This is a genomic window from Actinosynnema sp. NPDC004786, from assembly GCF_053601135.1.
Map to the genome: position 1 here is coordinate 1 of NZ_JBSGBG010000083.1, position 19,155 is coordinate 19,155.

Sequence of the window (19,155 nt, forward strand, 5' to 3'; positions counted from 1 at the left end):
CCCACTTGGCGTAGTAGTCGTAGACCGTCTTGTACGGCGGGAAGTCGTGCGGCAGATACGCCCATGCGATCCCGGTCCGGCACACGTACAGGATCGCGTTGACGATCTCCCGTAAGTCGTGCACCCGCGCCGCGGTTCCTGGCCCACGCCCGGCCTCCCGCCAGGCCTTCAGCACCGGTTCGATCAACGCCCACCGGGCATCGGACAGATCACTGGGGTACCCACGCCGAGAGCTCACGGTTGATCAACTCTAGAGCGGCCGGCAAACCGGACGCACCGCTCGATAACAAGATCAGATGCCCTCTTAGGGTGAACTGCTCAAGCTGGGCCACCGGCGGCCGCGTCAACGGTTCGCCGCGTGCTCAAGCGCCTGCGGGTGCCACCCGCTCTCAGGGTGAGCTGCTCAAGCTCGGACACCGTGTAGCCGCTTCGACGGTTCGTCGCGCGCTGAAGCGCCTGCGGGTACCGCCCGCACCCGAGCACGACAGACACCTCCAGGTTGCTCCAGGGGCGGGGTGCTGCCACGGGCCGAGTCGGCGGAGCAGTGCGACGTCCTCGGCCACGCGGTTCTGGAACCCGGCGTAGGTCAGGTCGGTGACCTCAATGGCGTGCCGCTCATCCACGAGCCCGTGCAGCAGCTGCTCCTCGGCGGGGATCGTGGGTGACATGTAGTAGGTGGTGACGTCGATGTAGTAGTCCAGTGCCCGGCTCGGCGCCGCCCGCCGCAGCGTCGAGCGGCTCGATCTGCAGATCCCCTGAAACCTCAACCCTTCTGCTCGATCAATGCGGTAAATGCTGCATATTTTTCAGCATTTGCCTCTACGGTGGCACTTACCATTGAAGTGAAGGATTCGATTGCACTCCGCACCTTATCTGCATTTTTCAAGTCATTGTCGCAGGCAGACTGCAATTGGCCAGAAAAGGACAGACACGCCCTCACAATGGGGGCCCAAGCCTCGGCAGCCTGCCGAGGCGTGAGGTTCTCCTTGAATCGTAGTGCATAGCGGTTCGGTACGGCCGCGCCGAAGATGGACTCCAGGCTATCCGCGATGGCTGCGACCAGCAATGGTATGCAGCCCCGCTTCCTGAAGAACGACACTTGCTGCTTTTGAAGGGCGGTTCGCTTAGGGTCTTCGATGTCGCTCAGTTCACGCTTTGCGCTTTCGATGGAACGCAAAAGGCCGTAAGCAAGCACGATATGACGCGCGGTCACCTTGTCCGAAAAGATCTGCGCATAGGTGCCGTCCTCCTCCCAAATTTTCCGGGTTTCGTTGTAAGCAAGATTTGGTCGACCATGAAAAGCCGCGATAGCCTGGGCTACCCCGCCATCCGGAAGTAGATTCTTGGGCCGTTCAATAGCATCGCGGATGCCGCCGCGGCGGCCGCCTCGATACTCAGCGTCCGGAATCTTATCAAATTCGGCCCGCAGGCGATCCTGAACGAGATCCTTACTGCGGAAATCTGCGGCTTCCACTTTGTTTTGAGTGTTGTTGTACTTCACAATTTCTGCCAACACGTCAGGGTCAGAACACTTCACAAAGCGGACCATCACGTTGATCTCGGACACTCTGGCCGCATCCGCTTCGTTGAGCGTACCGATACATCCAGTCGTCTGGGCACCGTTCACGATGCCGACACCCTTGATATGCAGCCTCGATCTAGAGTTCGAAACGTCGGGAGGAAAGAAATCGTTTACAAGGATCGTCAATCCGTTGTTATAGACCCAGAACCGACCGGGCTCCTCTTTGGCTGAAATCTTGATACCGTTATTGATGTTCCTTTCGGAACGCACGATACCGAGATAATCGCGCACATTCGGAGACAACAAGTTCGCTTCGTATTCCAGCCACAAAGTGCGGAGCCAATCGCCTGGCACAGAAGTACAATAGGCCGACCACTTGCTTCCCGAGATTTCGAAGCCGCCGAGCGCAGGCACTTCGAACTCGTCCGTGACAATAATCGGGACTTCTGTCCGACGATACAATTCGTCGAGTGCGGCAATGCCAAGCTCTCTCCCAGTGATTGAAGTGATCTGCGCCGCCGGAAATCTTGCATCGATCAAGCCTTTAGCTGTGCGAGCCACCTGCGCCAGCTCCCGTGCGACATTTCCGGACTCGGGTAGGTTATGCACATACCAGATGTCGAACTCTCGGATGACACCTTCCACCAATGCCTGCCGGACTTCAACTGCAGCCGACTGGAGAACCTCAGGCAAACCACCCAGATCGCTATCCAAAAGCCAGGTGACTGCCGTATTCATGTCGCTGGCCTTATTGGCTGGCGCACTCTGCTTAGTGTCCACCACTGCCCAGTAGCCCTGAGCCAGGATAACGCGCCCACCATCGCGATCAACGTAGACCAGGTCGCACTTCTTGTCGTTACTGCCATCGGTCAGGGCAGTGGCCGCCGCCGACTCGATGTCGTCTATTCCAGTCGCCAATTGCAGTGCGAACAGCAGGAGTCCATTATCGCCGAAAACGGCGAGATCTTCTCGACGGGAGTATGCTTCAAGCGCTGGGCTCGCCATGCTGCTGCTGTCTCCTTAACACCTGCTGACGTAGGGGCGGACTCTGTCTACGTCTCTCGAGCCAGTCGGAGCGTTACAACTCGTACACTCGATAGTGTGTTGTGACCAGCGCGACTTCCACGCCGGGAGACCTGATGCCGCTGCTCGGCTGGACCTCCGACGACATGCCAGCCACTGCGACGCCAGCGTGGCCGAGCGCGTCCAGGAAGAATCGGCGAGCATGTCTGACTTGACCAAGCGTTCGGGGCGTTCCGGAAACGAGCCGCGTGCGGTGCGTGGCTCGCCGCTGTTCGACCAGGCTCAGTTGAGCACGTGCCTGGGAACCGACGATCCCGGCGAAGAACTCGATCCAGTCCTCGATCGGACCTCCGTCGACCACCGCCCGAATCCGGTCGTAGTACTCGGCCGCGTGCTCGTCCAGCCACGACGACAGGGGCAGGACCTGCTCGCGCAGCAACCCCGAGCAAGGAGCACGACCTGGGGTCACGGTGGCTGGTTGCGGTGCCGGGTGCGTTTGAGCGGGAAGTTGGACATCTTCCGTTTGACCACGCGGGGGTTGCTGCGCCGTCGCCGCTTGGGCAGCAGGCGGCCAGGATCTCCCGGACTCCGTCGGCCAGGGCTTGGGCTAATCGGTCAGGGGAAAAGCCGGACCTGCATCGAGCCGGAGCCGCACGAGCCCCGACGACCTCGAGGGGCCAACCCCCGCCCGCTGCTGAAGTGGGCCGATCGCGCGGTGCTCACCGCGTTGGTGCGCCGACTCCACCGTCGGCTGAGCGAGCACCGGTTGGTGACACCGGGAACCATCCTGCGATGGCATCGACGCCTGATCGCGCGGAAGTGGACCTATCCGAACCCCACCGGCCGACCGCCGATCGACGACATCGTCGTGGCGTTGATCGAGCGCATGGCGCAGGAGAACACAGGCTGGGGCTACCGCAGGGTCTAGGGCGAACTGCTCAAGCTCGGCCACCGGGTAGCCGACTCGACCGTACGGCGCGTGCTCAAGCGCCTGCGGATACCGCCCGCTCCCCGGCGCGACACCGACACCTCCTGGCGTAAATTCCTGCGCGCCCAGGCAGCCAGCCTGTGGGCCTGCGATTTCTTCCACGTCGACTGCGCCATCACTCTCAAGCGGGTCTACGTGTTCTTCGTGATGGAGGTCGCCACCCGCTACGTGCACATCCTCGGCACTACCACCAACCCCGACGGAGCATGGACCGCGCAACAAGCCCGCAACCTGCTCATGGATCTGGGCCGCTGGGCCGACGACTTCCGGTTCCTCGTCCGCGACCAGGCCGGCCAGTTCACCGCCTCGTTCGACGCAGCCCTCTCCGGAACAGGCATCTAGTAGACCGTCGCATCTAACCTTTGGGGTATAGGTGGCGGAGTTTGACGCGTGCGTCGTCGGTGGTGAACTGCCAGTCGACTCCCCGCTGGTTGGCGTTGGTGGCGTGCTGCCAGGCGGTGAGTTCGGTGTTGAGGGTGTCGAGGTCGCTGATGCGGCGGTCGAGGCATTGGCGGGACAGTGCGGAGAGTTCGATCTCTGCGATGTTGAGCCAGGAGCCGTGTTTGGGGGTGTGGTGGATCTCCAGGCGCTGGGCCAGGGCGAAGGCCTCGCCGGGTTCGAAGGCCTCGTAGAGGGAGGCGATGCCGTGGGTGTTGAGGTTGTCCATGACCAGTACCACGGTCTCGGCGTCGGGGTAGTCCACGGTCAGCAGTGTTTGACCTGCCCTGCCCAGTCGATCTTGGTGCGCTGCGCCAGGGCGTGCACGCGGCGCCATCCGCGTAAGGGCTCGGCCCACACGAAGATCGAGCAGGTGCCGCACCGGGCGTATTCGCTGTCCTCGCAGGCATCCTTGCCCGGCCGGGCCGGGAGCGGGTCGCGGACCTGACCCAGTAGCTGGAAAGGTTTCTCGTCCATGCACACCACCGGACGGGCGGGGTCGTGCGGCCGGGCGTAGACGGCGAGGACGTCCTCCATGCGGGCGGCGAACTCCGCGTTCGCCCGCGGCGGGATGTTCCAGGACTTCCTCAGATGAGGACGCAGTTCCGTTTTTTCAAAACCCGGCCGATGGTCGAGTGGTCCAGGTTCGGGATGTCCTCGGTGAGCTCGACGTGTTTCTCCAGCAGCCGCAACGACCACCGGGCATACCCCTCCGGCGGCGCCGAGCACGCCAGCGCGATCAGCCGGGCCTCCACCTCGCCGGTCACCGGGGACGGCACCGGCGGAAGGTCACGCTTCTTGCGCGAGATCGTGGCCAGGACATCACCGCCGGTCTCGGCGAACCGCCTGGCGACCAGCCGCAGCGTCTCGCCCGAGACACCGAGCCGCGCCGCGACCACTTCCTTCGGATCAGGCTCGCCTGCCGAGGTGTCCAGCGCGAGCAGCACCCGGGCCCGCATGATCGACGACGCCGGATGCACACCCGTCGTGGTCCACCGGATCAACTCCTCACGATCCCGTGCCGACAGCCTGACCGGCCGCTTCAAGTGCGATACCACCACACCAGTCCTTGTCCGGCAGGGGAAAGGACCTGCCGGACAACAGCCTCCCAGCCGCAAGCGCCACAACTAAGCAGCGACACGCTACTAGTGCGGTGACCACGAACGTTCGCCGGGTTGGGGACACGCCGGACAAGATCCCCGATGCGGGTTCGTGGTGATCCCATGCTCGGCGGTGACGTAGTCGCCGAGCATGGGATGGGTCGATGGCCGAGCCGGTCAGAGCACGTCGATTAACCGAGGACGAAGGCCCTCGCCTGCTGAACTACGTGCGGCGGGGCAAGCAGGGCACCATCCGGATGCGCCGGGCGATGATCATCCTGGCGTCGTCGTCCGGGACGCCCGCGCCGTCGATCGCGCGCCTGGTCGCCGCGGACGCCGACACCGTGCGGGACGTGATCCACGACTTCAACGCCCGCGGCCTGGCGGCCCTGGACCCTAGATGGGCGGGAGGCCGTCCCCGCCTGATCGGCCCCGACGACGAAGCGTTCGTCGTGGCGACGGCCAAGACCCGCCCGGCTCGGGTCGGTTTGCCCTTCACCCGGTGGAGCCTGCGCAAACTCGCCGCCCACCTGCACCACAACCCCGACCGGCGGGTCCGTGTCGGTCGAGAGCGATTACGCCAGATCCTGCACCGACACGGCATCACCTTCCAGCGCACCCGAACCTGGAAGAGCTCCAACGATCCCGCCTTCGACGCCAAACTCGACCGTATCGACGAGGTCCTCACCCGGTTCCCGAACCGGTGTTTCGCCTTCGACCAGTTCGGGCCGCTGTCGATCCGCCCGCACCACGGCTCCGGCTGGGCGCCGCGCACGAACCCGGAACGGTTGCCGGCGACCTACCGTCGCACGCACGGCATCCGCTACTTCCACGGCTGCTACTCCGTCGGCGACGACCAGCTCTGGGGCGTGACCAGGCACCGCAAAGGCGGCGACCACGGTCTGGCCGCCCTGAAATCGATCAGGGCGGCCAGACCGGACGGCGCGCCGATCTACGTGATCATGGACAACCTGTCGGCCAACAAGACCCCGAAGATCCTCGCCTGGGCTGCGTCGCACAACGTCGAGATCTGTTTGACGCCGACCTACGCCTCCTGGGCCAACCCGATAGAGCCGCAGTTCGGACCGCTGCGCACCTTCGTCATCGCCAACTCGGACCACCCCAACCACGCCGTTCTGGCCAGACGACTCCAGCAGCATCTGCGTTGGCGCAACGCCAACGCCCGCCACCCCGACGCCCAACGCCGCGAACGGGCCCGCATCCGCAGCGAACGACACCAACGCTGGGGCCGACCACGACCTCAAGCAGCCTGACCAACCCGGCGAACGTTCGTGGTCACCGCACTAGCGAGTGCTCGACCACGCCGAACAGGCCGCGCACGTCGAGGCGTCCTGGCGGGAACGCGCGCTCAACGCCGAGGACGCCCTCAACTCGCCCACACGGAGATCGGCTTGCAGCGCAACAACCTCGGCCACCTTCTGGGCAGGATCCGCGACCTGGAAAGCGACCTGCCCGAGGACGGCGTCCAACGAGTCGTCACCGAGAACACCACTCTCAGACACCAAGTTCGCCAACTTGCCCAGGAGAAGGCACAGCTGGAGGAGCGGCTGAGAGCAGCCCGCGACAACAACCGCTTCCTCGACAAACGCATCGCCGACCTCGAGGCGGAGCTTCTGCAACGAATCAGCGCACCCTGACCTGGACTGGCCATCGGTCGGCAGGCAGGTCGATCTTCCCCGAACAGGCCAGTCGCCATTCAAGGGTGGTGACTTGACGCTTCGATAGCATCGGTGCCCGTCGGCAACCCTGGACAAGGACGGTGACGTTGCCCATCTGGCTACAGGTGGTCCTGCCACTGGCCGTCGGGGTCCTGAGCGCAGGCGGGGCGATCCTGGGGATCCGACACACGGTCCGCGGCAACGACCGAGCCACCGGACAACGCGAGCTCGCCGGACGTCGCGAGGAGTGGTGGCGCCGCTTCATCTGGGCCGCCGAACTTGCCCTCGACGAGTCACCCGCCAAGCGCGTCGCCGGTTTGAAGCTACTGGCCACGCTCGCACGCTCCGAGCTTGCCCAAGCCGACGAGTGCCAGTTGCTCGACGTCTTCCAGGGGCGTGTACTGGACTCGTTGCTCGACGACCTCACCAAGCGCGGTGAAGGAGAAGGGACCGGCACATGACCAGCCCTGACTTCACCGACCCTGACTTCACCGACGAACAGATCGCCGCGGCGCAACTCCGTCTAGTGCTCGACCGGAAGCTCGGCAGGGACACGCCCGACATCGTTCACCGGATCGCCGCGCACGCGCCGGCAGACGATGTCCATTCACAGACCACGGACAGCGCCGAAGCTACGAAGCGACCAGCAGACGAGAGACGACCGAGCATCAAGCTTCTCGGCCCGGTCACCTTCGAACCGTCGCCGGATCGTTCCACGTTCGTCGTCAGGTTCGTCGGGCGCAGCGACACAATCGAGCCAGCGGGGGAGGCTGGGCCCGCAGGGAGCCTACGCACCCCGTCTCCCTCCATCGACCCCAGAACCGGCACAACCGCTCTCCCTTACCGTGAGGATCTCCGGACCTTCGAGTCGGCTGGCAATGCGCAAACTGAGGCGCCCGCTGCTGCTCGACGCGGCGCAAGCCTCGCGGGCCAGCGTCGATACGAGGATGCGCTCGATTCATACACACAGGCGATTGAACTCGCGGTGAAAACCGGTGACCTCTCGACGCAGGCAGTGGCCCTATCAGGCGTCGGTGCCGTCTTTTCGCAGCTGGGCCAGCACGAAGACGCGCTCCAGTGCCTTGAACGAGCTGTCGAACTTCTTCACGGCCTCAAGGCTGCGAAGAACGCGAGCGAGGCTTAGCAGCCCTCAAGCAGAAGGCGCATGACTGGGGCCCACCCAGCCGCTCCAAGGAACGATCCTCCTTACGTCAAATGGGTGAACTTGGCCCTTCGGTGGTTTGTGGGCACTAGCAAGATCACATACATGTCAGGCACGTAAAACTCCAGCTCAGGTCATGTATTGATCTCGCCACGGTCGGTAAACTGGACGAACGCGATGCCTTCGACGCCGACTGCCGCCACGCCCTGGGCAGGGCCGCGGCCGAGTCCAGCCTGGAACCGGTCCGCAGCGTTATCGAGCAGTGGTGGCGCATCGCCACCGTCACCCGGCACGACCTCTTCCCGGGGTCCTGACCTCGATGCCCGGCATCGGGCCAGGACCGCAGCCCGCATCCTGCTGGAGATCGGCGACGCCAGCAGGTTCAAGTCCTCCGGGCACCTGGCCGCCTACGCCAGCATCGCCCCGGTCACACACCTCTCCGGCTGCAGCATCAAGGGCGAGCACCCGGCCCGCACCGGCAACCGCAAACTCAAACGGGCGTTCTTCCTGGCCGCGTTCGCCGCCCTCTCCGACCCGACCAGTCGCGCCGACTACCAGCGCAAACGCAACGAGGGGAAGAAACACAACGCCGCCCTGATCTGCCTGGCCGACGACGCTGCGACCTCCTGTTCGCCATGCTCCGCAACAGGGCCCACTACAGGCACCCCCTGACCGCATCCCCGCAGGAACAGCCACTTGACAACCCCATAGGGACACCCCCGCAGCGGCATCTCGACTACCACGATGCGCGAGCGGCCCGATGGCCAACGCTCGCGCGAGGTGCTAGGCTTCACTCAAAGCTCTGAGCGAGAGGCATACAGTCGTTAAGACTCGATGCCTCCGCATCAGGGCTTTTTGTCGTCTGTCGAGGGAGGGTCAGTGCCCGACGTCTACGCCGCCAACCCACGCCACAAGCAGCCGTGGCAGCCGGGGGCACGAGGCACGCTGTGCCCTGCCGACGTGGATGGGGTAGCGCTGTTCACCTCTGCAACCGCTGACCCGGCGAAGCCCGGCAAGCGCTACAACACGGATGGGGAACGCGCCTACTGCGCGCACCCGGACACGAAGAATGCTGCTGACCCCGATCAGACGATCACCTGGCACGGGTTCCCCGTCAGTTGGCGCGAGGTGCCCGTCACCGTCCAGCGGCAGTGGGTTGCCGACGGCCGTCTGGTCCGCGTGAAGCTGAAGGGGTGACATGTCTTCCGTCACATGGCGATACCTATCGGGTGATACCGCGACCTTCGCGGTGGAGCTGGCCTTGGTTGCCGATCAATCGGGTGACTGGATGGTTGATGCGGACGAGCGTGCCAGTTGGGGTTCACTTGCTTTGTGGATCAATGGTGTCAACGTCTGCGAGCACACCGTTCAAGGTGAGACCATCCACGCGGCCCACTGGTACCTTCTGCCAATCGCGGAGTGGTTGGTCGAGCACTGGGACGCGCTGCTGCATGAAGAGCGACCGCCACTGGTGGACAGAGGTCTCGACGCCGCTCAAGCCTTCGCAGGTGCCGCGCTCGCGGTGGAGAGCGACTCGCATGCCGTGCTCGATCCGGAGCGGATCCAGGACTGGTACCTGCGTCATGGGCTGCGATCCAGTGCCCCCGGAGCAATTCTTCCCGATCTCTTTATCCGTAGATACGGGGATTGGGTCGAGTTCTCTACCGGTCGCGAACCACTCGCAGGTGAAGATTGGGGAATAACATTCACACAGGCGGTAACCGCGTCACGCCTATCGGTGCAGGCTGTCGCGGACACTCTCGGCGATGTACTGGCCAGTCTCGCTAATGTATTGTTGAAGCGGCACCCCAATCGAAGCCGTATCGAAGCCCTGCGCGACAGCGTCGAAGCTCTTTCAGGCGCCAGCCGCGAAGCGGAGCGTGTGGCATGGCTGTCGGGCGCAGTTGATCTTCTCGATCGCTTCAAGAACCTGTGGACCGAGGTAGTCCGTTCAGTACCCGACGGTGCATCTGCGCTAGCCAGCTTGACGAAGCCCCAGGCACTTTCGACCGGGCTTGCGATCCATTCCACTCCCGCGAGCCTTCTGTTCGGATCGTTGGCACCCGATGTCTCATCCGGTGACGTTGTTGCCATCTACAGGGCATTGCTCGAGCGCCGAGGGACAGCGGGTTCGGCTGCCGACACTTTGCACCAGCACGGCGATGTCATCCGCGCGTCATGGGATCCGATGGGGCTCTCGCCGGGGGAACAAGGCAGCGTCTACGGTCAAGAGGCATGGTCACTGCTCGGCGAGCCCGACGCTGCCAATGTCGACGTGGAAAAGGTGCTTGACTCACTCAACGTCGTGGTCGGACACGTCAGCCTGAGTGATCCGGATGTCCGTGCGGTCAGCATGATCGGAGACGACGATGCGGCTCATATCCTCATCAATGACAGCTATCGGCGAGGAACCGGCCCGGCCGTCAAGCGATTCACGCTCGCGCACGAGCTGGCGCATCTACTCCTAGATCAGGATCGGGCGACGGAGATAGCGGTGGCGAGTGGACCGTGGGCGCCGGTGGATATCGAGCAACGGGCTAATGCCTTCGCTGCAGCTTTCCTCATTCCGCTGCACCTGGTTGACAGGTGGTGGCCCGCTCATCAGGGGCGGATCAGGGTCGATGACCTCAGGGTAATGGCTAACGAGCTCGGCGTCAGCATATCCGCAATGGTTAGTCGATTGCAGAATTCCAGTCGACTGTCCACGTTTGAGGCGGATGTGCTCAGGGCAGAGATGCTCGACCGCGCGTCGTAGGGGGCGGTCCTTGGACGACGGTAAGCGCTGCCTGTCTCGGCCGAGGCCGACTTCCTTACGGCCTCGGCGCGAAGCGACCACAACCGCATCCCCACTGCTACGGCTATCTAGTGCTGCATCTCGGACGTCGACCCGCTAATCGGCCCGGTTGGCTGACAGGCCAGGCTGGTCCTCCCATGTCGAGCGGGAGGTGGTCGTGGGCCGTCGTCCGGAGGTATTCGTCCGGCCGTTGTCCATGGAGGAGGGCCTGTCGGGTGTCAGAACTCTGCACTGGGATGCTGAGTTGCGACGATCGCGCACGTTGGACCTCCCGGGCATGATCGTGAGGTGTGGCGTTACGACTGCTGTACCTGATCTTCGTCCGGCTCGGGAACTGGCTGGTCCTGCTTGGCCGGTCCTCCGCGGCCAAGGACGTCGAACTGCTGGTACTGCGGCACGAGGTCGCCGTGCTGCGACGAACCAACTCCCACCCACGGTTGGACTGGACCGATCGAGCTGTGCTCGCCGCACTGGTTCGCCGACTCCCCTACCGGCTGCGCGAGCACCGGTTGGTGACACCGGGAACCATCCTGCGATGGCACCGGCGCCTGGTCGCGAAGAAGTGGACCTACCCGAACCGGACCGGGCGACCGCCGCTCGACGACACCACCGTGGCGTTGATCGAACGGATGGCCCGGGAGAACGCGGGCTGGGGCTACCGCCGAATCCAGGGTGAGCTGCTCAAGCTCGGCCACCGCATAGCCGCCTCAACCGTCCGCCGCGTGCTCAAGCGCCGCCGGGTACCGTCCGCGCGCCAGCGTGACACCGACCCCTCCTGGCGACAGTTCGTCCGCACCCAGGCCGCAAGCATGCTGGCCTGTGACTTCTTCCACGTCGACTGCGCCCTGACGCTCAAACGGGTCTATGTGTTCTTCGTGATGGAGGTCGCCACCCGCTACGTGCACATCCTCGGCACCACCACGAATCCGGACGGCCCCTGGACCACGCAGCAAGCCCGCAACCTACTCATGGATCTTCGCGACCGGGCAGACGACTTCCGGTTCCTGGTGCGAGACCGGGCAGGCCAGTTCATCACCTCGGTCGACGCCGTCCTCGCCGACGCCGGCATCGAAGTCGTGAAAATCCCACCGCGATGTCCGCGAGCCAACGCCTACGCCGAACGGTTCGTCGGCACCGTCAGACGTGAAGTCACCGACCGACTGCTCATCCTCAACGAACCGCACCTGAGATCAGTGCTCGACCGGTATGTGACCCACTACAACCACCGCCGACCACACCAAGCCCTCCAACACACACCACCACGGCCGGACCACCCGACCGCAGAGCCCAACCGGACCTCGATACGCCGACGACCAGTCCTCGGCGGCCTGATCAACGAGTACGAACCCACAGCAGCATAAGCACAGTTCGGACCGCGTGGCCGACTATTGGCACCCCACAGGGTTGCCTGGTAGGCAATACTCTCGTGTACCGATGGCGGAACCGACCACGGTGAGCAGGAAGGCGTCAGTCGGGATCGCGTTCACGCTCGGACGCCACGGGTGTCCGCGTCGGGACCGGCAGGACACCGGGCCGCGAAACGATGATCACATCCGTGACGCCGGGCAAACCCGCCAGTGCCCGCCGTGTGACGTCGTGGTGTTCCACCGAGGACGATTCGTCGTAGATGAAGACTATGACGTCCTTGTAGCGGTCGCTTTCCTTCAGGTAGGCAGCCGCATCGATCATCACCTCGTTCTCGATCTTCTTGAAGTCTGAAGCCTTGTACGCGTACTTGACCTCGACGATGACTCCCAGGCTGGGCAGGCCGAAGTCGACGCGGTAGCTGCTGTGGCCAATCTTGGGCAGGGGGTCCTCGTCCACGACGTCGTCGAACACCGATCGGAGCATGATCAGCAGGATGTCCTGGACTTCTCGCTCCGAGCGGATCTCCCATCGAATGGGGTGCTGCAAGCTCTCGCGGTCCCATCGCCACCGCCGCATCGCGGCTTCGAAGCGACGCAACACGGTGCTCACGTGGCTGTGACTCAAGACCAGCTGATCGATGCTCGCGTCGAGCGAGTCATTCGCGGCCCTCAGCAGGAGAGCGGCCCGCAGTACGGATGCGCCTTCGGCGTCGACCCGCAGGGCGGTACCCAGAGTCCGCTTGCGCAGTTCGCGTGCGACGCGCAGCGGATCGCTCAGGGATGCGGTGCCGCGAGCGACCATCCACGACACCATGGCCAGTTCTTCGTCGCGGTGCAGGATGTCGGCCACCCCCAGTGGGTTGGGGCGGCCGGACAACGAGGCGTGGACATGGCGTTGGGTGAGCTCGTGGAGCCTGTCAGCCGGGCGTAGGCGTTGGTTCTCGAGGGTCGCCTGGAGCCATGGACGGAATTCGGGGACCTCCGACTGGACCGCCTCGGCCGCCAGGTACACGCCGAGCAGGATGCCGATGTTGTGGAGGAAGCTGACCCGGTCGCCGGGAAACGGGTTGCGTCGCCTGAGTCGGTCCAAGCCGGACGTCAGCTTCTCTACGACGCGGCCTCGTTCATCGGGGCGGTCGGACAGGCCGTATCCGAGAACCGCAATGGGGCCGGGCTCCTCCAGGCGGTGTTCGTTGTCCGTGAGCCAGGCGCCGCTGAACGGGTCAACGCGCCAGGCGATGTCCGCAGCGTCACGCAGGATGTGCCTGGCCAACAGCCCGTCCAGACTGCCCGGCGAGTTGGCGCTCTCCACACGCCGGCGCAAGGCGTCGAGCTGTCCACCGAGTACCGGCAGGTGCTCGGAGTCGTCGGCACGGTTCACCGGCGTCACAGGAACCACCTGCTCCAGCGGAGCCTGGTGTAGATCATGTCGGAGTTCCAGTTGGTGACCTGCCGTAACTGGCCGAGCAATCCGGCGATGAGGTCGGAGTACCGGATCGTGATCGGCTGGCTGGACGGGTACGGTCGGCGCCAGGACATCGCGGTGAACCGGTACACCTGCCCGGCGAGGTAGTCCAAGTCCTTGAACGTGGACTGGTCGTGCAGCTTGAGCAGCAAGGGCTGTGGCACACCTTGCAGCGGGAGCTTCAGGTCCCGCGGCCCGCTGACCGAGACCAACAGCTCACTGCGGCTGATGCGTATCGCGTGTCCCCGCTCCGGGACGAACTGGCCCTTGATGTGCTTACCCTGCCGGATACCGGCGCTACCTCGGTCGAGCACCGTCCACGGATGCTGGTCGCTGATGTGGAGGAAGGCGAACTCGACTCCGGCGTACTCCTCCGTCAACCGTTCCACGAGTTCCTTCACCGCACGGGTCTCACGGTCCTTCAACGGCTTGAACACGTGGAAGATGAGTCGGATGACGTCCTTCTGCTGCCAGCCGTTGCGGTCCTTGACCTCTTCGATGCAGGAGCGCAGCGCGTGGAGCAACTCCTGCGGGTAGTCCTCGTACGGAGCTTCTCTCGACACGTTGGACACCAGGTAATTGCCGTCCGCGGTGAACACCGTCGTGATGCCGACGAACCGGTCGACCGGGCCCAGGCGATCGCGGCGAACATGCGCGCTGCCGATGCCGAACACGAGTTCCTGCGCCATCGGACGGCGGGGAACCGCGACGACGAACGGAGTGCCGCCGAGCTTGGCGTAGCAAGCCAACGCGGCGGTGTTGAGCAGATGGGCGATGTCGTCGCGCTCGATCTTCTCCACCTGGAATTCCTGGACAGGGATCCCCTGGCTCATGAAGGTGGACTTGGCCACCAGATACGGGCTCGCGTTGCCCGTCAGGTGCTCCTGGTCGGCGCTGGTGATCACCACGGCCAAGTCGGGCCGTTCGTCCCCCGCCGAGGCGTCCCGGCATGCCTGCCGGTATGCAGCGGCGTCGAGCGGGTCGCCGTCGAACGAGGTGAAGACGAGGTCGCAGTCGGTTAACCGGTACTTGCGGACGAACCCCTGGGAGAACGCCTTCGCACCGCGCACGCCGTTGCGAAAGTTGTTCATGAAGCCTTCAACCGCGCCTTGGTATCGCTTCGGTGCGACGACCGCGATGCGGGGGACCTTCGGCGTGAACCCTTCCGAGTCGAACGGCCCGAACTCGTTGAGGCCTGGGTCCGCGAAGCGGTGCTTCTTGTCCCCGCCGAGGTCGAAGACGTAGGTCGGCTCGGGTAGCCGCCAGCGCACCTTCCGGTCCGACGCGCCCGAGAGCTCCACCGGGTTGCCCAGCACGGCTTCGACGCCGTTGGCGATCGTGAGGGGGCACAACTTGATCAGGGCATCGGCGATCTCCTGCGTGCGTGCCAGCCTGCCCTCGCCGCCTATCAGCTTGAAGACCTGGTAGTCCAACGCGTCGGTGATGCGCTCGGTGCCGCCGCCGGCGAGGGCTTCGAGCACGGCGAGGAAGTTCTCCCGCCGCGGTTCCAACCACGCCTCCCTCCCGTTCACCTCGACCCGGCCGTCCGGAGTGCTGAGCACCACGCGGTCGCCGGTGACGTTCTGGATCACGCCGGCGAGCCTCCGGCGAGAGGCCGGGTCCTCGAACGGCCGTACCGGAACGGCGTCGGGCACCGTCATGGCGTACTTGCCCACTACTCGCACGCCGAGCTGCGCCAGACCGGCAACGGGCACTTCGATCTCACGCCGGGTCCCGAGGCCCACAATGACGCCCGGATAGCCGTTCGGCCCGGAGCGACGCACGTCGAGCCGGTACTCCGGATAGACGTGCAACCCTTCGATAGCCGCCCGCCCCTTCAACGCCTGCTCCATCAGATCGCGGCCAGGGAGCCTGGACACGAAGGTGAGTGGGTCGAACCTGCGCAGCGGGAAGTTCCAACCTTCGGTGAGTACCCGCGCCAATTGCGCCTGGAGAAGATGACTCACCAGAGGCAGGTCAGACCCCTTCGTGCCGAAGGCGACGGGTTCACCTACATGCTTCACGTCCTGGGTGAGCGGCACGCAGACAACTTGGTCGCGCAGACGGACGACGGTGTGCGTCTTGGCCAGCCGGAGCCGGAGCTCACTCAACTGTTCCGCTGATTCGTAGCGCACCGCGCCAACTTCGAACGTCGTGTCGGTGTACCTCACCGGCAAGAAGTTGGTCACCAGAGCCGAGCCCTGGACGCCACCTTGCTGTCCACCCGGCTGAGGATTCGTAGATCGTGTGTGCAAGTGCGTGCCTATCGCGTGTACCGGACTCCTAGCTGTGGTCGTGCGTCTGGTGCATGCCGGGTTGGCCTGCGTCAGCACGTGGTCGCCGCTCCAACAGCGAGACCACCCGTGCGCCGGTCCGTTGCGCCGTCGGCGCCACCAGTGGCACACCGCTCTCCGGGGTGCGGGAGGTGACGACGCGGAACAGGTCCGAAGGCACGCGGCACTGCTCGATCAGAACTGCCTCGTCGATGCCCTCTTGAGCGAGGAGTTCCACGGCTCGGGGCATGAGGGACGGTTGCTCGATGACGGTCACCAGTCCGGGTTCGTCTCGTCGCCAGCCGCGTGCCGAGATGGTTGTCATCGCGTTGCGGTAGGACACGTCGCTGAGCCGACCCAGCCACCGTGCCCGGTAGAGCAAGGCTTGGATGCTCACGCCCCACTGCTCTTTGAGTCGGGCCAGTGATCGCCAGGCGTTGCCGCCCATAGTGGACGGAAGCAGGTCACGGATCTGTTCGGCGGGCATGAGCAGTTCTGCGGCGAAGCGGTGGGCCTGGTCCTCGACGATCCGGCCGCCGGGCTCGGCGTCCCCATGCATCACGAGGTGTCCCAGCTCGTGTGCGACGTCGAAGCGCTGGCGGTAGTAGTCCCGTTTGATCGGGTTCAGTATTACCACCGGGCGCAGCCGGCTGTCGAACGAGTAGGCGTCCACCGACGCCGCCTGGGGCGGGCTGAACACCACGAGCACCCCGTGGTTTTCCAACAGCCGCACCAGGTGCCCGGCGGGGCCTTCCTCGATCCCCCACTGCTCGCGGACAAGCCGTGCGGCGCGCTCAGGGCCATCTCCGTCGCGGTCGTCGACCGCGACCGGGAGGCACGGCACGTCGGGTTCGGGGAACTCGACGTGCCGTTCCAGGCTGGCCGCGATGTCCACGGCCAACTGCCCGTAGGCGTAGGCCTGGTCGCGGGCCAGCTGACTCGTGGAGCGCAGTGAGCGGAAGTGCGGAGTGGTACTCACGGCTGCGACGTCGTCCGGGCGAATCGCGAAGAAGCCCGGTTCGACCGCCAGGCTCAGCGCCAACTGCGCCACCGTGGCGGCCGTAGGCCGCTTGGCCCCCGACTCCCACCCCGACACTGCGGTGGGGCTCTTCTCGATCAAGGTGGCGAGGTCGCTCTTGCGCAGACCGGCCAGGTGCCTGGCCATCGTCAGGCGGGCACCGTCGAAGAACGCGGCGACCTCCGCCGCCCGGTCAGCGGTGGGGGTACGAGAGCTCACCGCTGACCACGACGGCGATCGTTGCGCCGTTCCTCGGCAGGACGCAGCCGGACAGGTGCGTCGGGCGTGGTGGTCGGTCCGGTCGGCAACGGCGTGTCGTCGATACGACGTCCACCGGTCGCGGGCGGGACAACGAGCAGGTCCTGGTACCAGTACCAGGCCTGACCGCCGCCGGTGTTCAACCGAGGACGACCCAGGACGAGTTCCATCTGCTGGCTCAGCGGGTCGAGGGTGTGCCCGACGACGTAGGTCTTGAGGTCAAGGTCCTGCTGTGCCGCCAGCAGGAATTCCAGACCGCCGATCTCCTCGTCGTCAAACAGCGACGGCTGCGGCGGTTCGGGGTTGCGCTGGCCGGCCACCCGCTGCTTCGTCGGGCTCTTGCGCGGCCAGGGCAGGGTGTCGAGCTTGCCGTAGTCGCAGGAGGCGAGCAGGAACCGCCGTTCCCCGTGCGCCCAACCGGGGCTGCCGTTCAGGTCCGCACGACGGACCAGACCGGAGTCCAGGCGGGGCATCGAAGCGATGTCTCGCCCGGACAACTGGTCGTACAGCACGTCCAGGTCCGCGTCGTCATTCCCCGAGTGCACCGCGTACCGCTCACAGGCGAACACGCGGTCCAGCCGGTCGCGGAACAGCGTGTACCTCAAGTTGCCCAGCAGCGCCGCGTCGTGGCCGTCAGCCTCGGAGTACTGCTCCAACGACCGGGTGGTCGCAGACAGGTACGCCCACCGCACACCGGCCAGAACCCCGGCGTCACCGAGCTCGGCGATCACTTCCCGCTGTTCCTTCACGGCGCAGAACCTACACCATATCCAGTATTCGGCGTGCTGGAATCAACCGTTCGGCGTGTCGCAGCCAGCTGACAACACTAGCCCGGCGAGAGAGCGCAGGTCAGCCAGCCGGAACGGAGCGCAACGCGCCCACCAGGCCCGCTCCGATCGGATGGTGGACACGAGCAGCCGCGATCGGGCGGCTCCGACACCAAGGCGCTTGCGCAACGTCTCGGCCGAGATCGGACGTCGATACCGTCCCCAGTGATGGACGTCCTTCCTGTCGGGCTCGCTCCAGCAGGCCGTCATCGACAGGGTCGGCGGATCCTTTGGACCCGGTGGTTCGTCCACGGGCAAGTCGGCGATGCCGTCCCGCGACTGCACTGCCAGCGCGCCACAGGTGACGCTCATCGCCTGGAGGAGTCCGGGACCGACTTCCGCCCAGCTGATCAGGAGCAGCGGGCCGGCCACCTCGAACGCAGCCTTGCCGTACTGACCGGCCAGGAGAGGGTCAGACGTTGCCTGCGGGACCACAGGGTGACCAGGTCGACGTCGAAGCAGTAGACCTGCATGTTGGTGATGCCCTTGCTGCGCCCGCGGGGGATGGTGGCGCTGATCTCGCGCCCGTTGTCGGTGGCGTTGACGACCAGGCGGCCGTGTTGCTAGTCGGCGTAGAGGCGTTGGGACAGGCGCTCGAAGAGGACGAAGGCCGGGCGCAGGACCTGCTGGCGTTCGGCCAGGTCACGGGTCAGAGCGGCGGCGAGCCGCTGGCGTTCGAGGCGGAGTTCGCCCAGCTCGGATTCTAGCGCGACCCCCTTGACCCCCAGGACGTCCGGGTAGCCATCTAGTGGCGCGTCTCGGAGGGTTGACCCGGTAATCGATCGGTTGGGCTGATCCGCGAGGCTGGTCCCGCATGTCGAGTGCGGGAGGTGGTTGTGGCTCGTCGTCCGAGCGTGTTCGTGAGGCCGTTGTCGATGGAGGAAGGCCGGAGGATCCAGCGGATCGCCAGGACCGCGAAGGATCCGGTGCGGTTGCGGCGGGCGATCGTGGTGCTGATGTCCGGCCAGGGCCAGGCGGTCCGGGACATCACCTCGTTGATGCAGGTCAGCGAGGACTACGTCCGTGACGTGATCCACGCGTTCAACGAGCGGGGGTTCGCGGCGCTGGACCCAAAATGGAGCGGCGGGCGGAGTCGGACGATCGGTGAGGCGATCCGTGAACGGATCTGCCTGATCGCCCGCACTGCGCCCGCCGACCGGGGCATCACCGCGTTCTCCACCTGGTCGCTCGCGAAGCTGCGCGAGCACCTGCTCGACCGCGGCACCGTGGCCGAGGTCAGC

General features: G+C 65.1%; 23 protein-coding genes and 1 pseudogene. 13 read left to right on the forward strand and 11 right to left on the reverse strand.

All coding sequences use genetic code 11. The features are described from left to right. The 3 genes from ACWEFJ_RS38225 to ACWEFJ_RS38235 form a co-directional block, all read right to left on the reverse strand. Positions 1 to 238: transposase (locus tag ACWEFJ_RS38225; protein WP_449716786.1), on the reverse strand; the 238-nt coding region annotated here is incomplete at its 3' end. 525 nt (positions 239 to 763) lie between these two features. Further along, positions 764 to 2,527 (reverse strand): AIPR family protein, encoded by a 1,764-nt coding sequence (locus ACWEFJ_RS38230; RefSeq protein ID WP_449716787.1) that lies wholly within the window; start codon positions 2,525 to 2,527, stop codon positions 764 to 766. A 73-nt stretch (positions 2,528 to 2,600) separates the two neighbouring features. Next, complete coding sequence (locus tag ACWEFJ_RS38235) at positions 2,601 to 2,984, reverse strand: hypothetical protein (protein ID WP_449716788.1); 384 nt, start codon at positions 2,982 to 2,984, stop codon at positions 2,601 to 2,603. 276 nt (positions 2,985 to 3,260) lie between these two features. Here ACWEFJ_RS38235 and ACWEFJ_RS38240 point away from each other — a divergent pair, with 276 nt between their 5' ends. Together ACWEFJ_RS38240 and ACWEFJ_RS38245 are read left to right on the forward strand one after the other, a co-directional pair. Continuing rightward, positions 3,261 to 3,473 (forward strand): hypothetical protein, encoded by a 213-nt coding sequence (locus ACWEFJ_RS38240; RefSeq protein ID WP_449716789.1) that lies wholly within the window; start codon positions 3,261 to 3,263, stop codon positions 3,471 to 3,473. 51 nt (positions 3,474 to 3,524) lie between these two features. After that, positions 3,525 to 3,875 (forward strand): hypothetical protein, encoded by a 351-nt coding sequence (locus tag ACWEFJ_RS38245; RefSeq protein ID WP_449716790.1) that lies wholly within the window; start codon positions 3,525 to 3,527, stop codon positions 3,873 to 3,875. A 13-nt stretch (positions 3,876 to 3,888) separates the two neighbouring features. Here ACWEFJ_RS38245 and ACWEFJ_RS38250 read toward each other — a convergent pair whose 3' ends face one another. The 3 genes from ACWEFJ_RS38250 to ACWEFJ_RS38260 are packed head-to-tail and all read right to left on the reverse strand — an operon-like array spanning position 3,889 to position 5,017. After that, positions 3,889 to 4,236: a transposase gene (locus tag ACWEFJ_RS38250; RefSeq protein ID WP_449716791.1), complete on the reverse strand. Its 348-nt coding sequence runs from the start codon at positions 4,234 to 4,236 to the stop codon at positions 3,889 to 3,891. Positions 4,237 to 4,238: 2 nt separating this feature from the next. Then, positions 4,239 to 4,508: a hypothetical protein gene (locus tag ACWEFJ_RS38255; protein WP_449716792.1), complete on the reverse strand. Its 270-nt coding sequence runs from the start codon at positions 4,506 to 4,508 to the stop codon at positions 4,239 to 4,241. A gap of 50 nt (positions 4,509 to 4,558) precedes the next feature. Further along, positions 4,559 to 5,017: a helix-turn-helix domain-containing protein gene (locus ACWEFJ_RS38260; protein WP_449716793.1), complete on the reverse strand. Its 459-nt coding sequence runs from the start codon at positions 5,015 to 5,017 to the stop codon at positions 4,559 to 4,561. Positions 5,018 to 5,235: 218 nt separating this feature from the next. Between ACWEFJ_RS38260 and ACWEFJ_RS38265 the strand changes: the two genes are divergently transcribed. The 9 genes and pseudogenes from ACWEFJ_RS38265 (at position 5,236) to ACWEFJ_RS38305 (ending at position 12,067) form a co-directional block, all read left to right on the forward strand. Beyond that, positions 5,236 to 6,345 (forward strand): IS630 family transposase, encoded by a 1,110-nt coding sequence (locus ACWEFJ_RS38265; RefSeq protein ID WP_449716794.1) that lies wholly within the window; start codon positions 5,236 to 5,238, stop codon positions 6,343 to 6,345. 138 nt (positions 6,346 to 6,483) lie between these two features. Further along, positions 6,484 to 6,729, forward strand: a complete 246-nt coding sequence (locus tag ACWEFJ_RS38270; protein ID WP_449716795.1) for a hypothetical protein — start codon at positions 6,484 to 6,486, stop codon at positions 6,727 to 6,729. A gap of 122 nt (positions 6,730 to 6,851) precedes the next feature. Further along, positions 6,852 to 7,211: a hypothetical protein gene (locus tag ACWEFJ_RS38275; protein ID WP_449716796.1), complete on the forward strand. Its 360-nt coding sequence runs from the start codon at positions 6,852 to 6,854 to the stop codon at positions 7,209 to 7,211. Continuing rightward, on the forward strand, positions 7,208 to 7,894 hold the full coding sequence (locus ACWEFJ_RS38280; RefSeq protein ID WP_449716797.1) for a tetratricopeptide repeat protein: 687 nt from the start codon (positions 7,208 to 7,210) through the stop codon (positions 7,892 to 7,894). The genes ACWEFJ_RS38275 and ACWEFJ_RS38280 overlap by 4 nt, the downstream gene beginning before the upstream one ends. A gap of 224 nt (positions 7,895 to 8,118) precedes the next feature. Further along, entirely contained in the window at positions 8,119 to 8,226 is a 108-nt protein-coding gene (locus tag ACWEFJ_RS38285) for a hypothetical protein (protein ID WP_449716807.1), read from the forward strand. Further along, a pseudogene (locus tag ACWEFJ_RS38290) lies at positions 8,202 to 8,580 on the forward strand (transposase); the annotation flags it as partial. The gene ACWEFJ_RS38285 and the pseudogene ACWEFJ_RS38290, both read left to right, overlap by 25 nt. A gap of 211 nt (positions 8,581 to 8,791) precedes the next feature. Beyond that, complete coding sequence (locus ACWEFJ_RS38295) at positions 8,792 to 9,109, forward strand: hypothetical protein (RefSeq protein ID WP_449716798.1); 318 nt, start codon at positions 8,792 to 8,794, stop codon at positions 9,107 to 9,109. A gap of 1 nt (position 9,110) precedes the next feature. Further along, positions 9,111 to 10,667: an ImmA/IrrE family metallo-endopeptidase gene (locus ACWEFJ_RS38300; RefSeq protein WP_449716799.1), complete on the forward strand. Its 1,557-nt coding sequence runs from the start codon at positions 9,111 to 9,113 to the stop codon at positions 10,665 to 10,667. Between the two features lie 329 nt (positions 10,668 to 10,996). After that, on the forward strand, positions 10,997 to 12,067 hold the full coding sequence (locus ACWEFJ_RS38305; RefSeq protein ID WP_449716800.1) for an integrase core domain-containing protein: 1,071 nt from the start codon (positions 10,997 to 10,999) through the stop codon (positions 12,065 to 12,067). 106 nt (positions 12,068 to 12,173) lie between these two features. Here ACWEFJ_RS38305 and ACWEFJ_RS38310 read toward each other — a convergent pair whose 3' ends face one another. The 5 genes from ACWEFJ_RS38310 to ACWEFJ_RS38330 form a co-directional block, all read right to left on the reverse strand. Continuing rightward, positions 12,174 to 13,463 (reverse strand): PD-(D/E)XK nuclease domain-containing protein, encoded by a 1,290-nt coding sequence (locus tag ACWEFJ_RS38310; RefSeq protein WP_449716801.1) that lies wholly within the window; start codon positions 13,461 to 13,463, stop codon positions 12,174 to 12,176. Next, on the reverse strand, positions 13,460 to 15,709 hold the full coding sequence (locus tag ACWEFJ_RS38315) for an argonaute/piwi family protein (RefSeq protein WP_449716802.1): 2,250 nt from the start codon (positions 15,707 to 15,709) through the stop codon (positions 13,460 to 13,462). The genes ACWEFJ_RS38310 and ACWEFJ_RS38315 overlap by 4 nt, the downstream gene beginning before the upstream one ends. A 112-nt stretch (positions 15,710 to 15,821) precedes the next feature. Further along, complete coding sequence (locus tag ACWEFJ_RS38320; RefSeq protein ID WP_449716803.1) at positions 15,822 to 17,048, reverse strand: helix-turn-helix domain-containing protein; 1,227 nt, start codon at positions 17,046 to 17,048, stop codon at positions 15,822 to 15,824. Next, the gene (locus ACWEFJ_RS38325) at positions 17,045 to 17,836 is read right to left on the reverse strand and encodes a hypothetical protein (protein ID WP_449716804.1); all 792 of its coding nucleotides are present in this window, start codon (positions 17,834 to 17,836) and stop codon (positions 17,045 to 17,047) included. Before ACWEFJ_RS38325 ends, ACWEFJ_RS38320 begins: the two co-directional genes overlap by 4 nt. A gap of 428 nt (positions 17,837 to 18,264) precedes the next feature. Next, on the reverse strand, positions 18,265 to 18,465 hold the full coding sequence (locus ACWEFJ_RS38330) for a DUF2326 domain-containing protein (protein WP_449716808.1): 201 nt from the start codon (positions 18,463 to 18,465) through the stop codon (positions 18,265 to 18,267). A 6-nt stretch (positions 18,466 to 18,471) separates the two neighbouring features. Between ACWEFJ_RS38330 and ACWEFJ_RS38335 the strand changes: the two genes are divergently transcribed. After that, positions 18,472 to 18,621, forward strand: a complete 150-nt coding sequence (locus tag ACWEFJ_RS38335) for a hypothetical protein (RefSeq protein WP_449716805.1) — start codon at positions 18,472 to 18,474, stop codon at positions 18,619 to 18,621. A gap of 153 nt (positions 18,622 to 18,774) precedes the next feature. Next, positions 18,775 to 19,155 (forward strand): helix-turn-helix domain-containing protein (locus ACWEFJ_RS38340; RefSeq protein ID WP_449716806.1); only part of this gene is annotated, 381 nt, incomplete at its 3' end.